Raw genomic sequence first — 21,893 nt, 5'->3', positions numbered from 1 at the left:
GATGGGTTTACTACCTTTCCAAGCTTATTCGTTAATGCTAGCAGCTACTCCCTCCCTATGATACTGACGAATACCACGGGTACGGCAGGCAGGCTGCATGGTTGGATGGATCTAGATGGTAATGGTGTCTTTGATAGTGATGAATATACCAGTGTCGCCGTACCGACCGGTTCAAATAAGGCCGCGATTGCTCTAAATTGGTCGAGTCTACCGGACTTGCGAGCAGGCAGTACGTTTATGCGTTTACGCCTCACGACCGGAACACTCACGGCTACCGATGCCACGACCAGCAGTAGCACGATTAATGGTGAGGTAGAAGACTATCAGATTACCGTGGTAGATCCCGACCCGGATCACGACGGCTTAACCACCGCCTTAGAGCTTGTTCTAGGGACTAATCCGTTCGATGCGGATACTGATGATGATGGTATTAGTGATGGTGCGGAGGATGCCAATAAAAATGGTGTTATCGATGCGGGTGAAACCAGTCCACTCGATGCTGATTCTGACAATGATGGTATACAAGATGGCACTGAGCGCGGGGTAACAACGCCGATTCCTGGAGGGATTAATCCGGGTAATCCTGCCGTGAGCTATTTAGGAACGGATACGGCTGTATTTATTCCTGATAGTGATCCTACTACCAAGACCGACCCACTCGATTCTGACACCGACAATGATGGTCTGCTAGATGGTCAGGAAGATGTAAACAACAACGGCAAGGTGGATGCCGGTGAAACCAATCCTTTAGATGCAGATTCTGACGATGACGGCTTAAGTGACGGTGCAGAGGATGCCAATAAAAATGGCGTAGTCGATGCTGGCGAAACCAGCCCTCTCAAGGCGGATACGGATAATGATGGCTTACAAGATGGTACTGAGAAAGGAGTGACCACTGCTATTGCGGGGGGAACTAGTTCTGGTAGCACACCCGTGAGCTATGTAGGAACGAATACCACGGTATTTATTCCCGACAGTGATTCGGCTACCAAGACTGATCCATTAGATGCGGATACGGACAATGATGGTCTATTAGATGGTCAAGAGGACGCTAATAAAAATGGAGCAGTGACTAGTGGCGAAACCAGCCCACTGGATGCCGACACGGACGATGATGGTCTGAGTGATGGTGCAGAGGATGCCAATAAAAATGGCGTAGTCGATGCTGGCGAAACTAGCCCCATTAAGGTGGATACCGATAATGACGGCTTACAAGATGGTACTGAGAAGGGAGTGACCACCACTATTGCGGGAGGAACTAGCTCCGGTAGTACGCCGGTGAGCTATGTAGGAACCGATACGGCTATCTTTATTCCCGATAGTAATTCGACTACCAAGACCGATCCACTGGATGCCGATACGGACAATGATGGCCTATTGGATGGTGTCGAGGATGCCAATAAAAATGGCGTAGTCGATGCCGGTGAAACCAATCCTTTAGATGCAGATTCTGATGATGATGGCTTAAGTGACGGTGCAGAGGATGCCAATAAAAATGGCGTAGTCGATGCTGGCGAAACCAACCCTCTTAATGTTGATACCGATAGTGACGGCCTACAAGATGGTACTGAAAAAGGAGTTACCTCCGCTATTGCTGGAGGGACTAGCTCTGGTAGCACACCCGTGAGCTATGTAGGAACCGATACGGCTATATTTATTCCCGATAGTGGTTCTGCTAGCAAAACTGACCCCTTGGATGCAGATAGTGACAATGATGGTCTATTAGATGGTCAGGAAGATGCGAATCATAATGGTAGGGTAGATAGTGGCGAAACCAAGCCCTTAGATAACGACTCTGATGAAGATGGTCTGAGTGATGGTGCGGAGGATGCCAACCGTAATGGTACAGTGGACGCAGGGGAGACTAGTCCACTGGATGCTGACTCTGATAATGACGGTCTACAAGATGGTACTGAGCAGGGCGTTACCACCGCTATGGTGGGTGGGACTAGTGATGGTACTTCTATTAGTTATTCAGGTACTAGTGCTGCATTCATTCCCGATAGCGATCCGAGTACGACGACCGATCCCCTCAATCCCGATACCGATAATGGAGGTATTTGTGATGGTAGTCTGGCGGTGACTGGGGTCTGTAAAGCTGGGGAGGATGCTAATAATAATGGCGTGATTGATAGCGGGGAAACCGACCCGAATCTGGCGGCGGATGATAGTGAGTCTACTGCGCTGAAATTACAACTGCGTGTCATGTTACAAGGCGCTTATAATCCAACGACAGGTCTCATGCGTGATGATCTACGCACTAGAGCTATCCTGCCCTTAGAGCAACCCTATGCAGCTATCGCCGCGTATGCCTATACCGGGACTGAAACCACCAATAGTACGGTTTTAGCCGTTACAGGCTCCGATGCGGCGGTGGACTGGGTGCTAGTCGAATTGCTAGATAGCACTGGTACTACCGTGGTCGCGCGTCAAGCTGCCTTACTGCAACGTGATGGTGACTTAATGGATAGTAGTAGTGGTAGTGTAGAGTTACAGTTTGCTGGCCTTACAGCCGGTGACTATCAGATTATATTACGTCATCGTAATCATCTGGATATCCGCTCCACCAACGCGGTGAATCTCAATACCAGTACCGTAACCCTAGTGGACTTTACCCTTCCGACAACCCTCACGGTGGGCAGCCATTCCCGGCAGCAATCGGGAAGCCTAGTCTTTATGTGGACGGGAGATACCAATATCAATCAAAACATTATTGGGGCAGGGCCGACGCTAGATACCAATGTGATTCTAGGGCAAGTATTCACTTCGCCCCAAAATACCAGTATCAATAGTAACTTTATCTTAGCGGGTTATTATACGGGTGATCTGAATCTAGATGGCGATACCATCTTTTCAGGGCCGAATAATGACGTAAATCAGATACTTGCAAATATCCTTTTGCATCCGATGAATAGCACACTGTCAGCTAATTATGTGATTGCAGGAGGATTAGTAAAGTAAGATAACCCTCCCCATACTAGGGCATAGTAGACTATGCCCTAGTGCTCATAGCATCTCTGCTCATCTGCAACGACGTATCAATACCCCTCCATACCCCAGCTACACCCTCATACAATAACAGTACCCTCGTTAGAAACAGTTATCACAATAACCAGTGATAGTTTTATTAGTTTTTTCAAAAAAATAATGCGCTAAATAATTTGAAATCTATTTTTAAATAGAGGGGGAGCTAGTGTGCGGTATAAAATTAATTCTTTACTAAATTAGTGTGCATTTATTTGTTTTATTTTAATTAAAGCAACTAGGGTAAATCTTTATTTTTATAAAACTACTGATTTACCACGTTACTATGATTTTATTGATTCGTAGGATGCAGCGAACTTAATTCAAGTGAGGAATAGCATAATTCCTGACTAAATTAATAAGTTTTAATCTAGTAGGTAAGATATTGAAATATATTAAATTTTAATCTAGTTACTTAGTAGCGGCGTTGAAAAAAGACTTTCTAAGTGAGGCTTTGAAAAGGGCTTTATTCTGCTGGATAGAGAAAACTCAGTAAAAAAATCACAATAATTACTTCTTGTATTCAGCTTTTGTTTAATTTTTAAACTTAAACTTCAGTCAGCTTGTGAGTAATAATAAAGCAAAATTCAATCTAATCAGGCGAGTAGGGGAGTCATAAATGGAGTGGTAGGGTGGATTCATTGCTGCCACATCACTAATAAAAAGTAGTCATTCACCAAGCAAAACGCGACCAGAGCGCCGCGCCGCAGTATTTTTTCAGACAGGGGATATTATGTTTTATCTTAATCAGCATTTTTTGAAATATTTTTATCTTTCCATTTTATCAGGATTATTCTTAGCGCTGTCTCTAAGCGTGACGGAAGTTATCTTGCCTATCATCACTCATCTATTCTGGGGGCAGGGTTAACATGAATATCGCTCCCACTTTAATACGTTATTTAGGTTTGATTCTATCCGTATGGCTACTGATAACATTGGAGGTTAGTGCTGCTACGGTTGCGGCAGTTTCGCCACCAGCGCGTTGTACGACCAATTCGGTACATCAATTAGATGCGATGTCTTGGGCTGATGCTTATGGGGCAGGGGCTGCGGGTGTACCCACTCTGACCTATACCGCACCTACAGGTAATAAGCGGATGTTATTTGCTCTCCTCATGGTCGAGCGTGATCACAGCCCTCTGACGACTCGTGGTGATAATTATGCCTCACCTTATCCCTTGGGTAGTGCGGCGACTTTGTCTAATAGTCCAACCCTAACCTTTGGTGGGGTAGCAATGACTAAGGGGTCTGCTCAATATGCTCAACGGGGTAGTGGCAGTGCGGCAAATGCTGAAATTTCGCGTGAGATGTATAGCTATTACCTGATGGAGTCGGATATTCCAGCCGGAGCTAATAGTTTTACCTTACCCGCTAATTTTAATCTGCCTCTGAATGCAGGCGATGAGGCCACTCTAGTGGTCGGCACCTTTGGCAATGTGTATGCAGCAGAGTGGGCAGGGGAGGTACAAGATGATAGTACAGCACCGTTTTCAGTCTCTCTCACCACTAACCCAGCCGCTAGTGGTATTCAACCCGCAGGCACGACGGCGATAAACAATATGTTGCTAGCGTGGGCACAAGGGTCAAAAAGTGAAACCCTAAATTATAACACCGCTTGGAGCCGTTTATTTGAAAATGTCCTGACTAATACGAATGGTAGTTATGCAACTGATGCCAGCCGTGTGAGTGGGCCTTATTCCGAGAATGATGGCTTTAGTATGGTTGTCGAGGCTATCAGCGGAGTGACAGGTAATCGTACCCCAAGTGCGGCTTCTCCCTCTAATAATCTTTATAGCTTAGGCTTGCAGGCTATTCGTTTAGTAGCAGCAGGTTGCGATTATGCGGATGCTCCCGCGAGCTATGGCACGCCTGTTCATGGTCAGAGCACGGATCTTTATCTAGGGTCAGTATATGGCGATGCCGAAACCGCCGCACAGTCGGGGGCTGCGGCGACGGATGATGACACTACCACAGTGGATGATGAGGATGGTGTGGGTGTGTTTCCTGCCCTCAATAGTAGTGATAAAAATTACACACTAATGGCTACTGTGACTAATACTAGCGGCTCGGAGGCTACCCTGCATGGCTGGATTGATATGGATGGCAATGGGACCTTTGATAGTGATGAGCACACGAGTGTTGTAGTGCCAACTGGCGCTAGTGCGAGTACGGCGACTTTATACTGGCCTAATCTGCCCGGATTAACCACGGGGGTTAGCTATGTGCGCTTGCGTTTGAGTACCGATAACCTGACAGATGCTAGCACCGCAGCCAGTGATGGTGAGGTGGAGGACTATCAGCTTTTGATCGCAACATCGCCTTTGCGTGTCTCCGCGTGTAATGCAGAGCCGCTGGATTTTAGTGGTATTTCAGACAATACACCGACAATAGGCCCGTTATTTACGAATCGCCTATTGACTGTCGGTAATAGTAGTTTTCCAGGCGTCACTTTTTCCAACTCCATTACTGAAATATCTGGTTCAAATAGCGGTTCCTTTACGGAAATTCGGGGTAATAACAGCGGCGATTTTGCTCTGGCGCGTGATAATAAGACAGGGGTATTAACAGCCAGTATGCTGTTTAGTCAGCCCATTTACTTCGGTATTAGTGAAGATAAAACATTGGTGGGTGATACCGAGCCGCCAGATCAATGGACCTTAACCGTGAATAATGGTGCTTCATTTAATCTCACTGATCCAGGGACACAGGATATTTCCGTACAGTCATTAACCCCCAACAGTATCACTTTCAATATACTAAACGGTGATGATGATTGGGACATTGCCTTTGCAAAAGTAACCTCGCTGGAAGCTCGCTTCTATTCTAATGGGATTGATAATACTAGTATTTTAAATTATAAAACTTGCCTAGTGACTTGGGACGCTTCTGATACGCCAGCAGAGGGTGTGGTTGCACCGGATGGTAGTTCGATCACTGCCTATGGTGAGGCGACCCATACCGTCACGCCTAGCTTGCGCTTAGGGGCAGCGATTGATATTGATATCAGTCCTATCGCCACTAGTGATGCGAGTGGGGAGGGTAGTGATGATGATGGGGTTAGTATGCCGACCCTATGGCAAGGAGATAGTGAGGATGTGATTATTCCGGCGGCTAATCTGACGGGTGTGGGTATTGGTACTCTGCATGCGTGGATTGATTTCAATGGTGATGGGGTGTTTGGCACGAATGAATATGCCTCGGTGGCTTTCAATAATGGTGCAGCGGCAGATTTAATGTTCTCAGGCTATGGCAGCACACTGGTTGCTAATACTACCTTTGCTCGTTTCCGCTTGACTACCTCAGATCTCTCAGCGGCTGATGCTGCAACGGATGCCGCTGATGGTGAGGTGGAAGATTATCAGGTGCTACTCACAGACCCGGATCCCGATAAGGACGGACTCACGACTAAACAAGAGGCGATATTAGGCACCGACCCGCTCGATCCCGATACCGACAATGATGGTCTACTCGATGGGCAAGAAGATGCCAATCACAATAGTGCAGTGGATGCCGGTGAAACCAATCCTTTAGATGCGGATTCTGACGATGATGGTCTACTCGATGGGCAAGAAGATGCGAATAAAAACGGCGTGGTAGATAGTGGAGAAACCAATTCCTTAGATGCCGATACGGATAAGGATGGCCTACAAGATGGCACCGAGCAAGGCATTACTACACCAATACCCGGTGGTACTAGCTCTGGGACTACACCTGTTAACTATGCAGGTACGGATACGACTGTATTCATTCCAGACAGTGATCCAGTCACGACCACCAATCCCCTTAATCCCGATACCGATGCTGGGGGCGTGTGTGATGGTAGCCTTGAGGTTAGCGGGGTATGCCGAGCTGGGGAAGATGCCAATAATAATGGGCTAGTCGATAATGGGGAAACCGACCCTAATCAGGCAGCAGATGATCCACAGCCTACGCTGAAACTACAGCTACGCGCCATGTTACAGGGGGCTTATACCAGTGCCACCGGCCTCATGCGCGACGATCTACGTAGTCGAGGCTTTTTACCCTTACAACAACCTTATGCCGTCGCCCCCTATGCTTATACAGGTACAGAAGCGACCACAAGCACGCTACTGGCGGTCACAGGTTCTGATGCTGTAGTGGATTGGATATTGGTTGAACTCAGGGATGCTAGTGGTACTACCGTGCTCGCGCGCCAAGCTGCTTTACTGCAACGGGATGGCGACCTCATGGAGAGTAGCAGTGCTAGCCTAGTGTTACAGTTCCCGACGCTTACTAGTGGGGATTATCAGATTGTCTTGCGCCATCGTAATCATCTAGATATTCGCACCTTAAATGCGGTCAGTCTTAATACGAACACCGCGACTTTAGTTGACTTTACCCTGCCAACCACCCTCACCTTAGGTACTCATTCACAGCAGCAATCAGGCAGTATGACCCTGATGTGGACGGGTGACACCAATGTTAACCAAAATATTATTGGTGCAGGCCCCGATCTGGATACCAATAAGATTTTGGGGCAAGTATTTACGGCAGCCGAAAATACCAGTATTAACAGCAACTATGTCTTGTCCGGTTATTATATTGGTGACCTGAATTTAGACGGTAATACTATCTTTTCAGGGCCGAATAATGATGTGAATCAGATTCTTGCCAATATTTTGCTGCACCCGCTGAATAATACACTGTCAGCCAATTATGTCATTATAGGAGGGCTGATGAAGTAGTACTGTAGTGCAAAATGCAAGGGTATAGCTTGACTATGCCCTTGTGCTGTTAGGCGTCCATCCCCCCCTATGCGGCTATTTTTTAATAGCACCTCTAAATAATTCTCATGTTCTATTTTAGAGCAAAGGTATCGTTTGGGTTATATAGTTAAATTAATTTTTTATTGAATTGGCTATATTTTATTGAATTAAATATAACTATATAAGCATGCCTTTATGATTTGCACATATTTTATGTAAGCAATTTTCTGTATTGATTTAGCGCTAAATGAAGAAATTCGTTGGTTTATAATTGCTCTAGTAGAAAATAACAGCAGGGTATTTATCTTTATTTGGCTTTTGTTTAAGATTAAGCTGCAAATCAATCTAATAGATCGAAAGTTATTCTAATTAGGTTTGCAAAGGCAATAGAAAGCGCGAGGTCTGTTGCTAATACATAAATATAAAAAATATTACTCATCAGCCTGCCAGAAAAAGCCAGCGATCCACTGTGCTTTTTTATCTTTTAGGAGAAAGTTCATGTTTCAGATCAGCAAACACTTTCTACAATGCTTTCTTGGGGGGAGATAAAAATGAACAAAATCCCCGTCCTTATGCGTGGCTGCGGCTTCGCTTTATTATTATGGTTACTTATGACACTGGAGGCGACAGCGGCTACTACCGTGGCTACCGTCACCCCCCCCGCCCGTTGTACGACCAACTCAGTACACCAACTAGACGCTACTGCTTGGGCGAATGCTTCTGGGGCAGGAGCCACAGGTGTGCCCACCCTGACCTATACCGCCCCTGATGGCAATCGGCGTATGTTATTCGCCCAGCTAATGGTTGAGCGTGATCACAGTCCTCTCACTATCCGAGGCGATAATTACGCTGCCCCCTATCCTTTGGATAGCTCTACTTTAGCTAATGCGCCCACTTTGACCTTTGGCGGCATACCGATGAATGTGGTAGCAGCACAACATGCCGAGCGGGGTGCTAGCGCAGATCCTACTAGTGCCGAAATTTCACGCGAGGTCTATAGCTATTATCTGATGGAGTCTGATATACCCGCAGGGGCTAATAGTTTTACGCTGCCCGCTAATTTTAATTTACCGACTAATGCAGGTGATGATGCAACACTCATGGTGGGTACTTTCGGGAACGTCAATGCACTGGAGTGGATTGGAGAGGTTGTTGATGACAATACCGCCCCGTTCTCGGCTACCTTATCCGCAAGTCCCGTTGCCATGGGGCTTCAGCCGAGTGGTACGACAACCGCCGATAATATGATTCTATCATGGGCACAAGGTTCTAAAAGTGAATCACTCAACACAGGTGCTGGCTGGAGACGCGTGATTGATAATGTGTTGACCAATAGCAGTGGTAGTTATGCCTCGGATGGTAGCCGGGTTAGTGGCCCTTATTCTGAGAATGATGGCTTTAGTATGGTGTTACAGTCCATCACCAATGTCACCACCAACAGAACTATTACCGCCACCTCTCCTTCTAATAATTTGTACAGTCTGGGGTTACAAGCCCTGCGTTTAGTCGCGGCAGGGTGTGATTATGCCGATGCTCCTACTAGCTATGGCGCACCGGCTCATGGTCAGAGTACTGACTTATACCTAGGTTCGGTCTATGGCGATGCGGAAATCTCTGATCAACCGAGTGCTACTGCCTCTATGGATGACACCACTACCATCGATGATGAGGATGGTGTGCTAGTGATTCCAAACCTGAAGACAGGTGACACCACCTATACACTCAATGCGATGGTGACGAATATGAGCACCAAACCGGCTACTTTGCATGGTTGGGTTGATATGAATCGCAATGGTATCTTTGAAAGTAATGAACATGCGGAGGTGCCGGTGGCAAGTGGAGCTAGTGCCGCAACGGCGACACTGAATTGGTCGGGCTTATCAGTCCTAGCGGCAGGTAATAGCTTTGTGCGCTTGCGTTTGAGTACAGATACCCTAACCGCTAATGATGCCACTACGATTGCTAGTAATGGGGAAGTTGAGGACTATCCACTCACCATCATAGAATCTAGGCCAGCCCTGACCTGTGGACAAGAGCCGCTGGATTTTAGTGGTATTAACACCAATACGCCCACGGTTGGATCTTTATTCACCAATCGCCAATTAACCACGGGTAATAGCAGTTTTCCGGGGGCTAATTTTTCGCTCGCCATTACCGATGTTTTTGGCACTAATAGTACTACTTTCACGGAAATTCGAGGTAATAGTACTGGTGATTTTGCCCTAGCACGGAATAATCAAGCGGGGTATATAACCGCCAATATGACCTTTAGTCAGCCCGTTCATTTTGGTATTAGTGAGCGTAAAACACTGACTGGCTCAACAGGTGCCCCCGATCAGTGGACCTTGACTGTCAATAATGGCGCGTCCTTTAGTCTGAGTGATCCTGGAGCGCAGGATCTTGCTATTCAATCCATCTCCCCGACATCTATTAACTTTCGTATTCTTGGTGGTGATGATGATTGGGACATTACCTTCTCCAATGTGACCTCGCTGGAGGCGCATTTCTTGTCTAATGGTGTTGATAATACTAGTATCTTAAATTTTGAAACTTGTCAGATTGCTTGGGATAGCTCCGATGCGCCCGCTAATGGTGTGGTTGCGCCAGATGGTAGCTCGATCACGGCCTATGGCGAGGCAACCCATACCGTCAGTGGGCCAAAATTGGGGGCGGCTATTGATATAGATACCACTAGTGAAGCCAGTAACGATGCACTAGGGGATGGTAGTGATGATGGGGTTATCGTTCCTAGCTTATCGCAAGGGGATAGCGCTGATGTGATTATTCCTGCTGCTAATATCACGGGCAGTGGAACTGGAACCTTACATGGCTGGATTGACTTCAATGGTGATGGCGTGTTTGGTGCGAATGAGTATGCTTCTATTGGCTTCAATAATGGTGCAACAGGGGATCTAGTATTTTCCGGTTATGGTAGTACCTTGTTGGGTAGTTATACTTTTGCCCGTTTCCGCTTGACCACGGTTCCCCTCACGGCGGCTGATGCGGCAACTAATGTCTCAGATGGTGAGGTGGAAGATTACCAACTGACGGTGACGGCGGTGACTGATCCTGATCCCGACAATGATGGCCTGACAAATGCCCAAGAGGCTTTACTAGGTACTGACCCCTTAGATCCCGATTCCGACGATGATGGTCTGCTCGATGGGCAAGAAGATGCGAATCACAATGGAGTGGTGGATGTCGGAGAAACGAACCCGTTAGACCCAGACTCAGATGATGATGGCCTGAGCGATGGTATTGAGGATACGAATAAAAATGGAATGGTAGATGTCGGAGAAACCAATCCCCTAGATCCTGATTCAGATGATGATGGCCTAAGTGACGGTATCGAAGACGCGAACCAAAACGGCGTGGTCGATAGTGGCGAAACCAATCCGCTAGCTATGGACTCGGATGGTGATGGAATCAGTGATGGTGTAGAGGATGCGAACCAAAACGGCGTGGTAGATAGTGGTGAAACCAATCCGCTAGCTATGGACTCAGATAATGATGGAATCAGTGACGGTGTTGAGGACGCTAATAAAAATGGCGTTGTAGATAGCGGAGAAACCAATCCTTTAGTGGTGGACACGGACGGTGATGGAATCAGCGATGGAGTTGAAGATGCTAATCAAAATGGAGTGGTCGATAGTGGTGAAACCAATCCTTTAGTGGTGGATACAGACGGTGATGGAATTAGTGATGGAGTCGAAGACGCGAATCAAAATGGAGTAGTGGATGTCGGAGAAACCAATCCTTTAGTGGTGGACACAGATGGTGATGGAATCAGCGATGGAGTTGAAGATGCTAATAAAAACGGCGTTGTAGATAGCGGAGAAACCAATCCTTTAGTGGTGGACACAGACGGTGATGGAATCAGTGACGGTGTAGAAGACGCGAACCAAAACGGCGTGGTGGATAGTGGGGAAACCAACCCGTTAAATGTGGACTCAGACGGTGATGGAATCAGCGATGGAGTTGAAGATGCCAATAAGAATGGAGTGGTGGATAGTGGGGAAACCAATCCCTTAGATGCAGATTCAGACGATGATGGCCTGAGTGATGGTATCGAAGACGCGAATCAAAATGGAGTGGTGGATAGTGGAGAAACCAATCCGCTAGCTATGGACTCAGATAATGATGGAATCAGTGACGGTGTTGAAGACGCGAATCAAAATGGAGTGGTGGATAGTGGAGAAACCAATCCGTTAAATGCCGACACAGACGGTGATGGAATCAGTGATGGAGTCGAAGACGCGAACCAAAACGGCGTTGTAGATAGCGGAGAAACCAATCCTTTAGTGGTGGACACAGACGGTGATGGAATCAGTGACGGTGTAGAAGACGCGAACCAAAACGGCGTGGTGGATAGTGGCGAAACCAACCCGTTAAATGTGGACACGGACGGTGATGGAATCAGTGATGGTGTTGAAGATGCCAATAAGAATGGTATGGTGGATAGTGGAGAAACCAATCCCTTAGATGCAGATTCAGATGATGATGGCCTGAGCGATGGTACTGAAGACGCGAATCAGAATGGAGTGGTAGATAGCGGAGAAACGAATCCCTTAGATGCAGACTCGGATAATGATGGCTTACAAGACGGCACGGAGCTGGGCGTTATAACCCTTATTGCCGGAGGTAGTACCCCAGTGATTTATGCTGGAACTAATGCGGCGGTATTTATTCCAGACAGCGATCCGACCACCACTACGAATCCGCTTAATCCCGATACCGATGGTGGGGGCGTTTGTGATGGTAGCCTTGGAGTCAGCGGAATCTGTCAAGCCGGAGAGGATGCTAATAATAATGGAGTGGTGGATATAAGTGAAACCGATCCGAATCAGATGGCTGATGATCCACTCACTGCTGCTTTAAAGATACGTTTAAAAGTTCTACTACAAGGCCCCTATGACAGCAGTACCGGCCTCATGCGTGATGACCTACGCGCTAAGGGCTTCTTGCCTTTGCAACAGCCTTATACTTCCACCCTGTATGGCTATACAGGCACGGAAACCACAACGACTACCTTATTAGCAGTGACAGGTGCCGATGCAGTGGTAGATTGGATGTTAGTAGAGCTATGGGATAGCAGTGGTAATACCGTCCTAGCCCGTCAAGCCGCCTTAATTCAACGGGATGGAGACCTGATGAGTAGCAGTAGTGGTAATCTAGAGCTGCAATTCCCTAATCTAGCCGATGGTAATTATCAGGTTGCACTGCATCATCGCAACCATTTAGCGATTCGTACCTTAAATGCGGTCAGCCTCAATAGTAGTACGGCGACCTTGGTAGACTTTACGCTCCCGACCACGCTCACCCTTGGTGATTACTCTCAACAAGAGTATGGAGGTCTTAATTTGATGTGGACGGGCGATATTAATGCCAACCAAAGTATTATTGGTGCAGGCCCTGATCTAGATACGAATGTGATCCTAGCACAAGTGTTCACATCACCCCTAAATATTGATATCAATAGTAATTATATCTTGACGGGTAACTATAGCGGTGACTTGAATCTGGATGGCGATACTATCTTTGCAGGGCCGAATAATGATGTGAATCAGATTCTGGCGAATATTCTGTTGCATCCGTTGAATAGTACTCTGTCAGCCAACTATGTGATTGCAGGGGGACTGAGACAATAAGATCGTAGTACGAAATACTAGGGCTTAGTAGTACTACTAAGCTCTAGTCAGTGTTTGAGTCAAAGTAATCGAGTATTTCCTTCGCAGCCGCTGTGAATACATCCTTGTACGCTACAAGGCGGCCTCATCAACTATCATTATGATTGAAACTATTTCTGTCTAGCTTATATTTAATGCAGGGCTGTGTATGGTTTCGTGATGAAGTGTCTTTGTATTCCCAATACCCAAAGTGAAGGAGTTGCTATGTCTGTATTTCCCTTTCCGAGCCTGACCCGAAAAGTGCGGTTAGTCTGGTGTTGCTCATTAGGCTTAGGGCTAGCTGCTCTGAGTCAGGCCGCATGGGCGGAAGCACCTAAAGCAGCTCAATCGGCGGCTCAGATTTGTACCTCGCTTGCGGGTCTTCAATTAGCCACGGTGAAATTTGAGAAGAGTGAGTTTTGGGATGCCAAACAAATTAAACCGGATGCCTTTAGTGGTTTCACAGGAGCCATTCCTGATACGAGTGCTGTAGGTGAGCATTGTTTAGTGCGCGGTATTATTGGTGAACGTACTGGGGTGGATAATAAGCCCTACGGCACCCAGTTTGAACTGAGATTACCTGTACAGTGGAATAATAAATTTCTATTTCAGGGTGGCGGCGGTGTCGATGGCTTTGTTGCACCTGCCTTGGGTGGTATTCCTTGTCGGGGTAGTACGGCTAAGCCGGCATTAGCACGGGGTTATGCGGTAGTGAGTATGGATGGTGGTCATCCCACCCCAGATCCGTCTTTTGGCTCTGATCAAGCGGCACGCATTGACTTTGCCTATGCCTCTATAGGGAAGGTGACGCCCATTGCCAAGCAGATTATTACAGCCTTTTATGGCAAAGACGCACAGAAGACGCTCTTTATGGGGTGCTCTAATGGGGGGCGCGAGGCCATGATTGCTGCTCAACGCTATCCCACCGAGTTTGATGGCGTGGTTGCGGGTAATCCGGGTTTCCGTTTGACTAAGGCTAATCTGGCAGAGGCTTGGGATACTCAACAATTTTTGCGTATTGCGCCTAAAGATGCCGAGGGTAATCCCATCTTAGCGCAAGCCTTTTCCCAGCAGGATTTGGACTTGGTGAGTAAGGCGGTACTGAATGCCTGCGATGCTAAAGATGGTATTGAGGACGGGCTAATCAATGCGTGGCAACAGTGCAGCTTTAAGCCGGATCTATTGGTTTGCAAGGGAGATAAAGAGGAGAGCTGCCTAACAGCAGAGCAGGTTAGTACTCTGCATAAGGTATTTGATGGGCCGCAAAATGCAGCAGGTAATAAGCTTTATAGTGATTGGCCTTATGATGCGGGTATTAGCGCCCCGAACTGGCGGGTATGGAAATTGGGCAATTCACAAACGGCAAAATCTGATGCGCTCAATGTGCTACTAGGCGGTGGCTCGCTCAGTTTGTATTTTATGACGCCCCCAGATCCAACGTTTAAGCCCACCGATTTTGATTTTGAGCGTGATCCCGCCCGTTTAGAGGAAACCGGAAAGCTTAACGATGCGACCACGACCTATCTGACTACTTTTGTGAATCGCGGTGGCAAACTGGTGTTATTTCAGGGGCTTTCTGATCCGGTGTTTTCGGCTAATGACCTAGTGAGCTGGTATCAGGGCGTAGTACAAGCCTCTGCCCAAGGCGATGTGGATAAAGCACGGGATTTTGTACGTCTGTTTATGGTGCCCGGCATGACGCATTGTGGTGATGGGCCAGCACTAGATAATTTCGACCCGCTCACTGCATTGGAGACTTGGATGGAGCAGGGCAAAGCACCTGATTTTCTAGCCGCCAGCGGAAAAGCGTTTCCAGATAAAGAGCAACCTATTTGTGCCTATCCTCAACAAGCGATGTATGATGGTAAAAGTGACCCTAAACAATTAACTAGTTATCAGTGTCGCTAGATTCATAAACTTATCCTCCCTTCCTCCTTTTGCCATAAGAAGGGGGATTTAGAATGGGTTACTTTAAGATAAAGTGTTACGGCTATAGTCGAATTCGATATACTCAAAAATGGTTTACCTCATTGCTCCTGTAATAACTCAGCCACTCTATCTAAAACTTTCAGATACTCTACATCTCTTTCAGTAGGAGACATATCTCTGAGTGGTTTTAATAAACTATTAGATGCTTGAATTTTGCCAAGCTCTGATATGTCGTAAGGGCAAGGGGAAACCATAATAGGAATAATTTCCGTATCATGCTCTTTTGCAGATTGAAGTAGTGGCGGTAACTCATTTTTAACAATAAATTTTGATGCCAAATAAGGTCGACTCACTAATAATATAGCTATTTTAGCAGAGCGAAGAGCTTGCTCAATTTCTAATCTCCACATCATGCCCATCTGATTTTTCGAGTCATCCCAGTATTCTATTAGCCCTCTTCGTTCATATACTGTTAGATGTTCTTTTAGTTCATTTAAAAACTTTATGTCTTTCCTAGAGTAGCTTATAAAAACAGGTGGCTTATTGGATACTACTTTCATAAGATGTATAATCCTTGATGCTGTTTTAAATATAGAATAAATGATTGATTGTAATATAATAAAATATTTTCTTATTCTTGAGTTAGTTGCAGCTCTCCTTTTTTTGTTGGCATTAGATATGAAAATAATGATAATTATGAGGGTTATTATTATAAGAATGGGGTTTGTATTTTTTCCTACATCATTAGGGTTCTTTGGTGGATTTGTGTCTTTTTCTTCCTCATAAGAATCCATTAAAAGGGTGGGGGAGTTTTCTGTTTCATAAGATTCATTTAGAAAGATTGGATTTTTCTCTATTTCATAAAAGTCTTTAGGAAGAGTAATTGAATATTTCTTAACATGTTGGATAATCCAAGGATCAGGATTTTTCAGTGATATTCTTTGGAACTCTCTTAGGTATTGTAAATTTTCATCTCTTCTTCCTAGCTCTATTGATGTAACAGCTAATGCTGGTAATGTTCTTCGTAGTTTTTTGTTCGATGTAGCATATTGCCTAGCCTGTAAATACCAATCATGAGCAGCAAGAACATCACCTTTTGCATATAGCCCATCTGCATTTAATAAACAGTAGGTAAAGTTATCGATAGCTAATATCGAGGTAATGCTAAGTATAAAAAGAAAAATAATTTGACAAAACTTAATATAAATGACACTGGCTCCTTTGAAATATAATACTCCCAGTTTAAGCATGGGAGCTAATTTAGAGCTAATAGCTGAGTATTCATTTTCTCCAATCTTGAAACATTTAGCCTCTATGACTAATAAGCCAACTGGGTTTGCATGAGGTTTGTTTGTGGTATCAAGGAAGAAGAAACTGGAATTTGATCCTACTCAAATTATATCTCTAGTTTATAATTTTTGACCAGTACCGTTGTTGCAGCATGTGCAGATGCGGTGCGAGTGGTACTCATCTGGTGAGTTGCTCGCCATCCGTTGTATGTGAGCGATTTAATGGGGTTTGCATGCTTTTGAGCACTTATATTGATTTTTATTATTCCCTGTTGATAGCCAATTCATTATAAATTCTCTGGCTGAAGCCACTTGCCTCGCCACTTCAAAGAGATACCTTGATGGGGGTTAGGTGTAATCTCTGCCAAATTCGTTGTTATAAGCAGGGATTGAATCATGTTATATTCATCCAGTCAGACCACAGACTGCCTGACTTTTATACAACTCAGTCAATTTTTATCAAAACTAGCCGAAGGAAGGCCATGGAAGAAATTATCAGTATTTTGAATAATATCATCTGGAGTCCCGCCCTGATCTACCTGTGTTTAGGTGCCGGATTATTCTTTTCCATTTATACTCGCTTCGCACAGGTACGCCATTTCTTTGAAATGTGGCGGTTACTGTTTACTAATCAAAGCAATGAACAGGGTATTTCGTCCTTCCAAGCCTTAGCGGTCGCTTTGTCGGGTCGTGTGGGTATGGGGAATATCGCTGGGGTCGCTGCTGCCATTGGCTTTGGTGGGCCTGGTGCCGTGTTTTGGATGTGGGTGGTGGCCTTTTTAGGGGCATCAACTGCTTATGTCGAATCCACACTCGCTCAGATCTACAAACAAGTCGATCCTGTTACCGGACAATATCGTGGTGGCCCTGCTTATTATTTTGAGCGTGCAATAGGCGGTTGGGGTTGGAAACTCTACGGTATTATCTTTGCTTTAGCCTCTATTATATCCTGCGGGCTGTTCTTGCCCGGTGTACAAGCTAATGGTGTGGTCAAAGCGGTTACCAATATGATCGGTGAAGGCACTATGGTTTCTACGGGTCCCTTTGGTGAGGTTGGTACACATACCTTAGTGGTGCTTGCTGGCATTTTATTAATACTGGGCTTTATCATTTTTGGTGGTATTAAACGTATTGCTAATTTCGCTCAGCTCGTTGTACCGTTCATGGCATTAGGCTACATCATCCTGGCACTGATCATTGTCTTCATCAACTACGATCAAGTACCTGCTGTTTTTGGTCTGATTATTGGTGATGCCTTCACTGCTCAAGCAGGGTTTGGTGCGGCGATTGGTTGGGGGGTTAAACGCGGCGTTTACTCCAATGAAGCTGGACAAGGTACAGGCCCTCATGCAGCCGCAGCTGCTGAAGTGGCTCATCCTGCTCAACAAGGGCTAGTACAGGCGTTTTCGGTTTATGTCGATACCCTGTTCGTCTGTAGTGCGACTGCATTCATGATTCTCATGACTGGTAAGTATAATATACAAGGTACTTTGCCAGATGGTCAGTTCCTCGTGCAGCATCTAGATGCAGCGGTGAATATTAACTCACCCGCGTTCACGCAAGCCGCTCTAACGTCCGTGTTTGGTCCAACGGGAGAAATCTTTGTGGGGATTGCGGTATTCTTCTTTGCCTTTACTACTTTACTGGCTTACTACTACATTGCTGAGGTGAATGTGGCTTACCTAGCCGAGAAAATCGGTGGTGAGAGTGCAGCATTGTTTGTTATTAAAGTAGTACTGATGATGGCTGTTGCCTATGGTGCCGTTAATAGTTCAGGTTATATCTGGAATATTGGTGACATTGGTGTTGGTCTCATGGCGTGGCTGAATATCATCGGCATTATTGTGTTGTTTGTCTTACTTGCAAAACCAACCATTAAATGCTTACGTGATTATGAAGAGCAAATGAAGGCTGGAGTAAGACATAACTTTACCTTCGACCCCGTAAAGCTCGGCATCCCTAATGCTACTTTCTGGGAAAAACGTCTGGAACAGCAACGTAATAATAAACGTTAATACCAGACCTTAAAAAACCTACCTGCCTCGCAATGAGGTAGGTAGGGCTATTGATTGACTTCAACTCTCCACCCCGCCAGAATTTGCGTCACCTGTCACGCTTCAAGGAGAATGTCTCATGTCTCGGAAGATTACCCCGAAATGCCTAGGGCTAGCCATTATGCTATTGCTAGGTGGGCTACATATCCCTGTTTTTGCCGATACGGCTACTACGCCCCCCAAAAAATTCACTATCCTGCATACCAATGACCATCATGGGCGTTTTTGGCATAACACCGATGGCGAGCTGGGGATGGCGGCGCGTTATACCCTGATCAATCGTATCCGCAAAGAAGTAGAAGCAGCAGGTGGATCAGTACTGTTGCTTTCGGGTGGTGATATTAATACCGGCGTGCCAGAGTCCGATATGCAGGATGCCGAGCCGGATTTTGTCGGCATGAAAGCGCTTAAATATGATGCTATGGCGCTGGGCAATCACGAGTTTGATAATCCATTGCCAGTATTACGCCACCAGCAAGAGATAGCGGGTTTCCCCTTTTTATCCGCTAATATTTATGCCAAAGACAGCGGCAAACGCCTGTTTCAGCCTTGGCAACTATTTGAGCGTAGCGGTTTGAAAATTGCTGTAATAGGTCTAACCACAGAAGATACCGCCAAAATCGGTAATCCTGAGTATCTCGACAATGTTGAATTTCGCGATCCCAAGTTAGAGGCTAAAAACCTGATTGCCGAGCTGGAACAACAGGAAAAACCCGACTTGATGATTGCGGCAACCCATATGGGGCATTATGACAAGGGTCAACATGGCTATAATGCCCCCGGTGATGTAACGCTAGCGCGATCTTTGCCAGCGGGGGCGCTGGATGTGATCATTGGTGGGCATTCTCAAGAGGCACTGTGTGTGACACCGGAACATGTGCGTAATAAAGATTATCAGCCCGGTGCAGCCTGTGTTCCCGATCAGCAGAATGGCACATGGATTATGCAGGCGCATGAATGGGGTAAGTATGTAGGCCGTGCCGATTTCGAGTATGCGGAGGGCAAACTGAAACTAGTACATTACGCTCTGATTCCCATCAATCTCAAGAAAAAGGTCAAGGTAGGGGAGGAAACCAAAAAGGTATTCATCACCGAAGAGATTCCACAGGATAAGGCTATCATGGCGTTATTGGGCCCCTATCAGCAAAAGGGGATGGAAAAGATCAATATTAAAATCGGCTCCGTCAACAAGGAATTAGTCGGTGAGCGGGATAAGGTGCGTTTTCAACAGACTAATCTAGGGCGTTTGATTGCTACGGCACAGAGGGAAAAATCCAAAGCGGATTTTGGCATTATGAATTCCGGTGGGGTGCGCACCTCCATCAATGAGGGCAATATTACCTATAAGGAAGTGCTAGAAGTACATCCCTTTGGCAATACGATTGCCTATGTGGATATGAAAGGCTCAGAACTGCCAGCTTATTTGGCTCAAGTCGCGACCAAGCCCGTGGATACCGGAGCTTATGCCCAGTTTGCTAATATTAGTATGACAGTTTATCCCGACCGCGTGGAGGACATCAAAATCGCTGGTGTGCCTCTAGACCCTAACAAGACCTATCGCTTTAGCCTACCGAGCTTTGCCGCCGCCGGTGGGGATGGCTACCCTAAGGTGAATACCCAGCCGGGCTATGTGGATACCGGCTTTGTCGATGCCGATGTGCTGCGTGAATATATCGAACAACATAGCCCACTAGATGCCAATGCCTTTAATCCGGGGGAGGCTATTGTGTATCGCAAGTAGCTCTTATGCCTAAGCCTAACCGCCACAAACCTGAAATCACACCTTGGAGGTGAGAATATGAGTACAGAACACAAAGCCGCTAATTCCTATGTACAGGTCGGTAAGAGTGGCCTATGGGTCTATCGGGTCGGGCTTGGAACCATGCAGTTTGGCTGGTCAGCCGATGAGGCTATGTCGGGACGTATACTCGACACCTATGTCGAGCGGGGTGGCAATTTCATTGATACCGCCGATTGTTATAGCTCTTGGGCACCGCCTATGAATGGGGTGGTGAATGCGGGTGGGGTTTCGGAGGAAATAATTGGGCGCTGGCTGAAGGGGCGCAACCGTTACGATATTGTACTAGCGACCAAGGCACGGGCGGCGATGGGGGAGATGTTTAGTGATCACCGTGGCTCCTTTCGCCAGCGGGAAGGGCTATCACGGCGCTGGATTATGCAAGCGTGTGAGGATAGTTTGCGTCGCCTGAATACCGATTATATCGATTTGTATCAGACACATTTCATTGATCCACTAGTACCAATTGAAGAAACGTTATCGACACTGACGGATTTAGTGCGTCAGGGTAAGGTGCGCTATATCGGCTGCTCTAATTATAGCGCGTGGCGTTTAATGCAGTCGCTCTGGGTGGCAGATAAGCATCATTTTGAGCATTTTATTAGTATCCAACCCGAATACAGCCTAGTGTCTCCCATCCGTGCCGACTTTGAAACTGAGTTAGCACAAGTGTGCAGTCATTATCAACTGGGCGTGATTCCCTATAGCCCACTTGCCGGGGGCTTGCTCACGGGTAAATACCGTCAAGGACAACCTTTACCCGATAGTGTACGTGCCGATGGCAATGCTCAAGGGCGTTTTAGTCCACAAAATTGGGCTATTATTGAGAAGGTGATTGAAATTGCCACTCAGACAAATGCTAAACCGGCTCAAGTTGCCTTGGCTTGGCTGCGGGCTAAGCCGTGGGTGACAGCCCCTATTGTCGGAGCCAATACCCCAGAGCAACTCAGTGAACTACTGGCGGGGCTGGACTATCAGTTATCAGCAGCACATTTGGCTGAGTTGGATGAAGTGAGTAATTTTCCGCGTCCACGCACGCATCTAGAGCAATAGGGGAACATTATGTGCGGCGGCGGGAGCCGGCCTTTTTGCCTAAAGCAAAATATGCCCCGGATGCCGTCACGCCAGCTTGAGAGGCGCAGGGACGCGCCGAAAATAATACATCCTTGTACGCTACAAGGCGACATCCTTGCCGCTAAGACTGCTCCAGAAATACTCGATTACTTTGCTATACCTACGGAGCAGTCGTCGCCTTTAATCCGGTAGTTAGCCACCAAAGTGCAAAAGAACGGGTTAAGGATATACGTATTTACCGAACCAGCCGTAAAGCCCCTTGCTTCAGCTAGGGGATATCAGGCGATCGGCGACAGCCGATGAAAGGTAGTACTACAGTAATAGCAGTTAGC

The 21,893-nt window shown here is 46.4% G+C and carries 8 protein-coding genes; 7 read left to right on the top strand and 1 reads right to left on the bottom strand.

Going from position 1 to position 21,893, the window contains the following annotated elements:
• The 4 genes from A3IK_RS19345 to A3IK_RS0111840 form a co-directional block, all read left to right on the top strand.
• On the top strand, positions 1-2,961 hold a 2,961-nt coding region (locus A3IK_RS19345; RefSeq protein ID WP_245539481.1), incomplete at its 5' end, for a GEVED domain-containing protein.
• Between the two features lie 932 nt (positions 2,962-3,893).
• Entirely contained in the window at positions 3,894-7,730 is a 3,837-nt protein-coding gene (locus A3IK_RS0111850) for a GEVED domain-containing protein (RefSeq protein WP_020560199.1), read from the top strand.
• A 572-nt stretch (positions 7,731-8,302) separates the two neighbouring features.
• Entirely contained in the window at positions 8,303-13,399 is a 5,097-nt protein-coding gene (locus A3IK_RS0111845) for a GEVED domain-containing protein (protein ID WP_020560198.1), read from the top strand.
• 243 nt (positions 13,400-13,642) lie between these two features.
• Positions 13,643-15,325, top strand: coding sequence for a tannase/feruloyl esterase family alpha/beta hydrolase (locus A3IK_RS0111840; RefSeq protein ID WP_020560197.1), 1,683 nt, complete (start codon positions 13,643-13,645; stop codon positions 15,323-15,325).
• Between the two features lie 119 nt (positions 15,326-15,444).
• On the opposite strand, the gene A3IK_RS20410 is transcribed toward A3IK_RS0111840, so the two are convergent.
• Complete coding sequence (locus A3IK_RS20410; protein ID WP_020560196.1) at positions 15,445-16,596, bottom strand: toll/interleukin-1 receptor domain-containing protein; 1,152 nt, start codon at positions 16,594-16,596, stop codon at positions 15,445-15,447.
• 521 nt (positions 16,597-17,117) lie between these two features.
• Here A3IK_RS20410 and A3IK_RS0111830 point away from each other — a divergent pair.
• From A3IK_RS0111830 to A3IK_RS0111820, 3 genes are all read left to right on the top strand, one after another.
• The gene (locus A3IK_RS0111830; RefSeq protein WP_020560195.1) at positions 17,118-18,650 is read left to right on the top strand and encodes an alanine/glycine:cation symporter family protein; all 1,533 of its coding nucleotides are present in this window, start codon (positions 17,118-17,120) and stop codon (positions 18,648-18,650) included.
• Positions 18,651-18,768: 118 nt separating this feature from the next.
• A complete protein-coding gene (gene ushA / locus A3IK_RS0111825) occupies positions 18,769-20,430 on the top strand; it encodes a bifunctional UDP-sugar hydrolase/5'-nucleotidase UshA (protein ID WP_020560194.1) in 1,662 nt (553 codons plus the stop codon).
• Between the two features lie 57 nt (positions 20,431-20,487).
• Positions 20,488-21,540, top strand: coding sequence for an aldo/keto reductase (locus tag A3IK_RS0111820; protein ID WP_020560193.1), 1,053 nt, complete (start codon positions 20,488-20,490; stop codon positions 21,538-21,540).
• Positions 21,541-21,893 lie beyond the last annotated feature (353 nt).

The sequence above is a fragment of the Thiofilum flexile DSM 14609 genome (assembly GCF_000380185.1).
GTDB classification, from domain to species: domain Bacteria; phylum Pseudomonadota; class Gammaproteobacteria; order Thiotrichales; family Thiotrichaceae; genus Thiofilum; species Thiofilum flexile.
The sequence above is the reverse complement of the archived record's forward strand: the minus strand, read 5'-3'. Positions and strand labels throughout refer to the sequence as shown.

Coding starts and splice junctions, on each gene's coding strand:
- ushA (WP_020560194.1), top strand. CDS start 18,769: ATGTCTCGGAAGATTACCCCGAAATGCCTAGGGCTAGCCATTATGCTA.
- A3IK_RS0111845 (WP_020560198.1), top strand. CDS start 8,303: ATGAACAAAATCCCCGTCCTTATGCGTGGCTGCGGCTTCGCTTTATTA.
- A3IK_RS0111850 (WP_020560199.1), top strand. CDS start 3,894: ATGAATATCGCTCCCACTTTAATACGTTATTTAGGTTTGATTCTATCC.
- A3IK_RS0111830 (WP_020560195.1), top strand. CDS start 17,118: ATGGAAGAAATTATCAGTATTTTGAATAATATCATCTGGAGTCCCGCC.
- A3IK_RS0111820 (WP_020560193.1), top strand. CDS start 20,488: ATGAGTACAGAACACAAAGCCGCTAATTCCTATGTACAGGTCGGTAAG.
- A3IK_RS0111840 (WP_020560197.1), top strand. CDS start 13,643: ATGTCTGTATTTCCCTTTCCGAGCCTGACCCGAAAAGTGCGGTTAGTC.
- A3IK_RS20410 (WP_020560196.1), bottom strand. CDS start 16,596: ATGCTTAAACTGGGAGTATTATATTTCAAAGGAGCCAGTGTCATTTAT.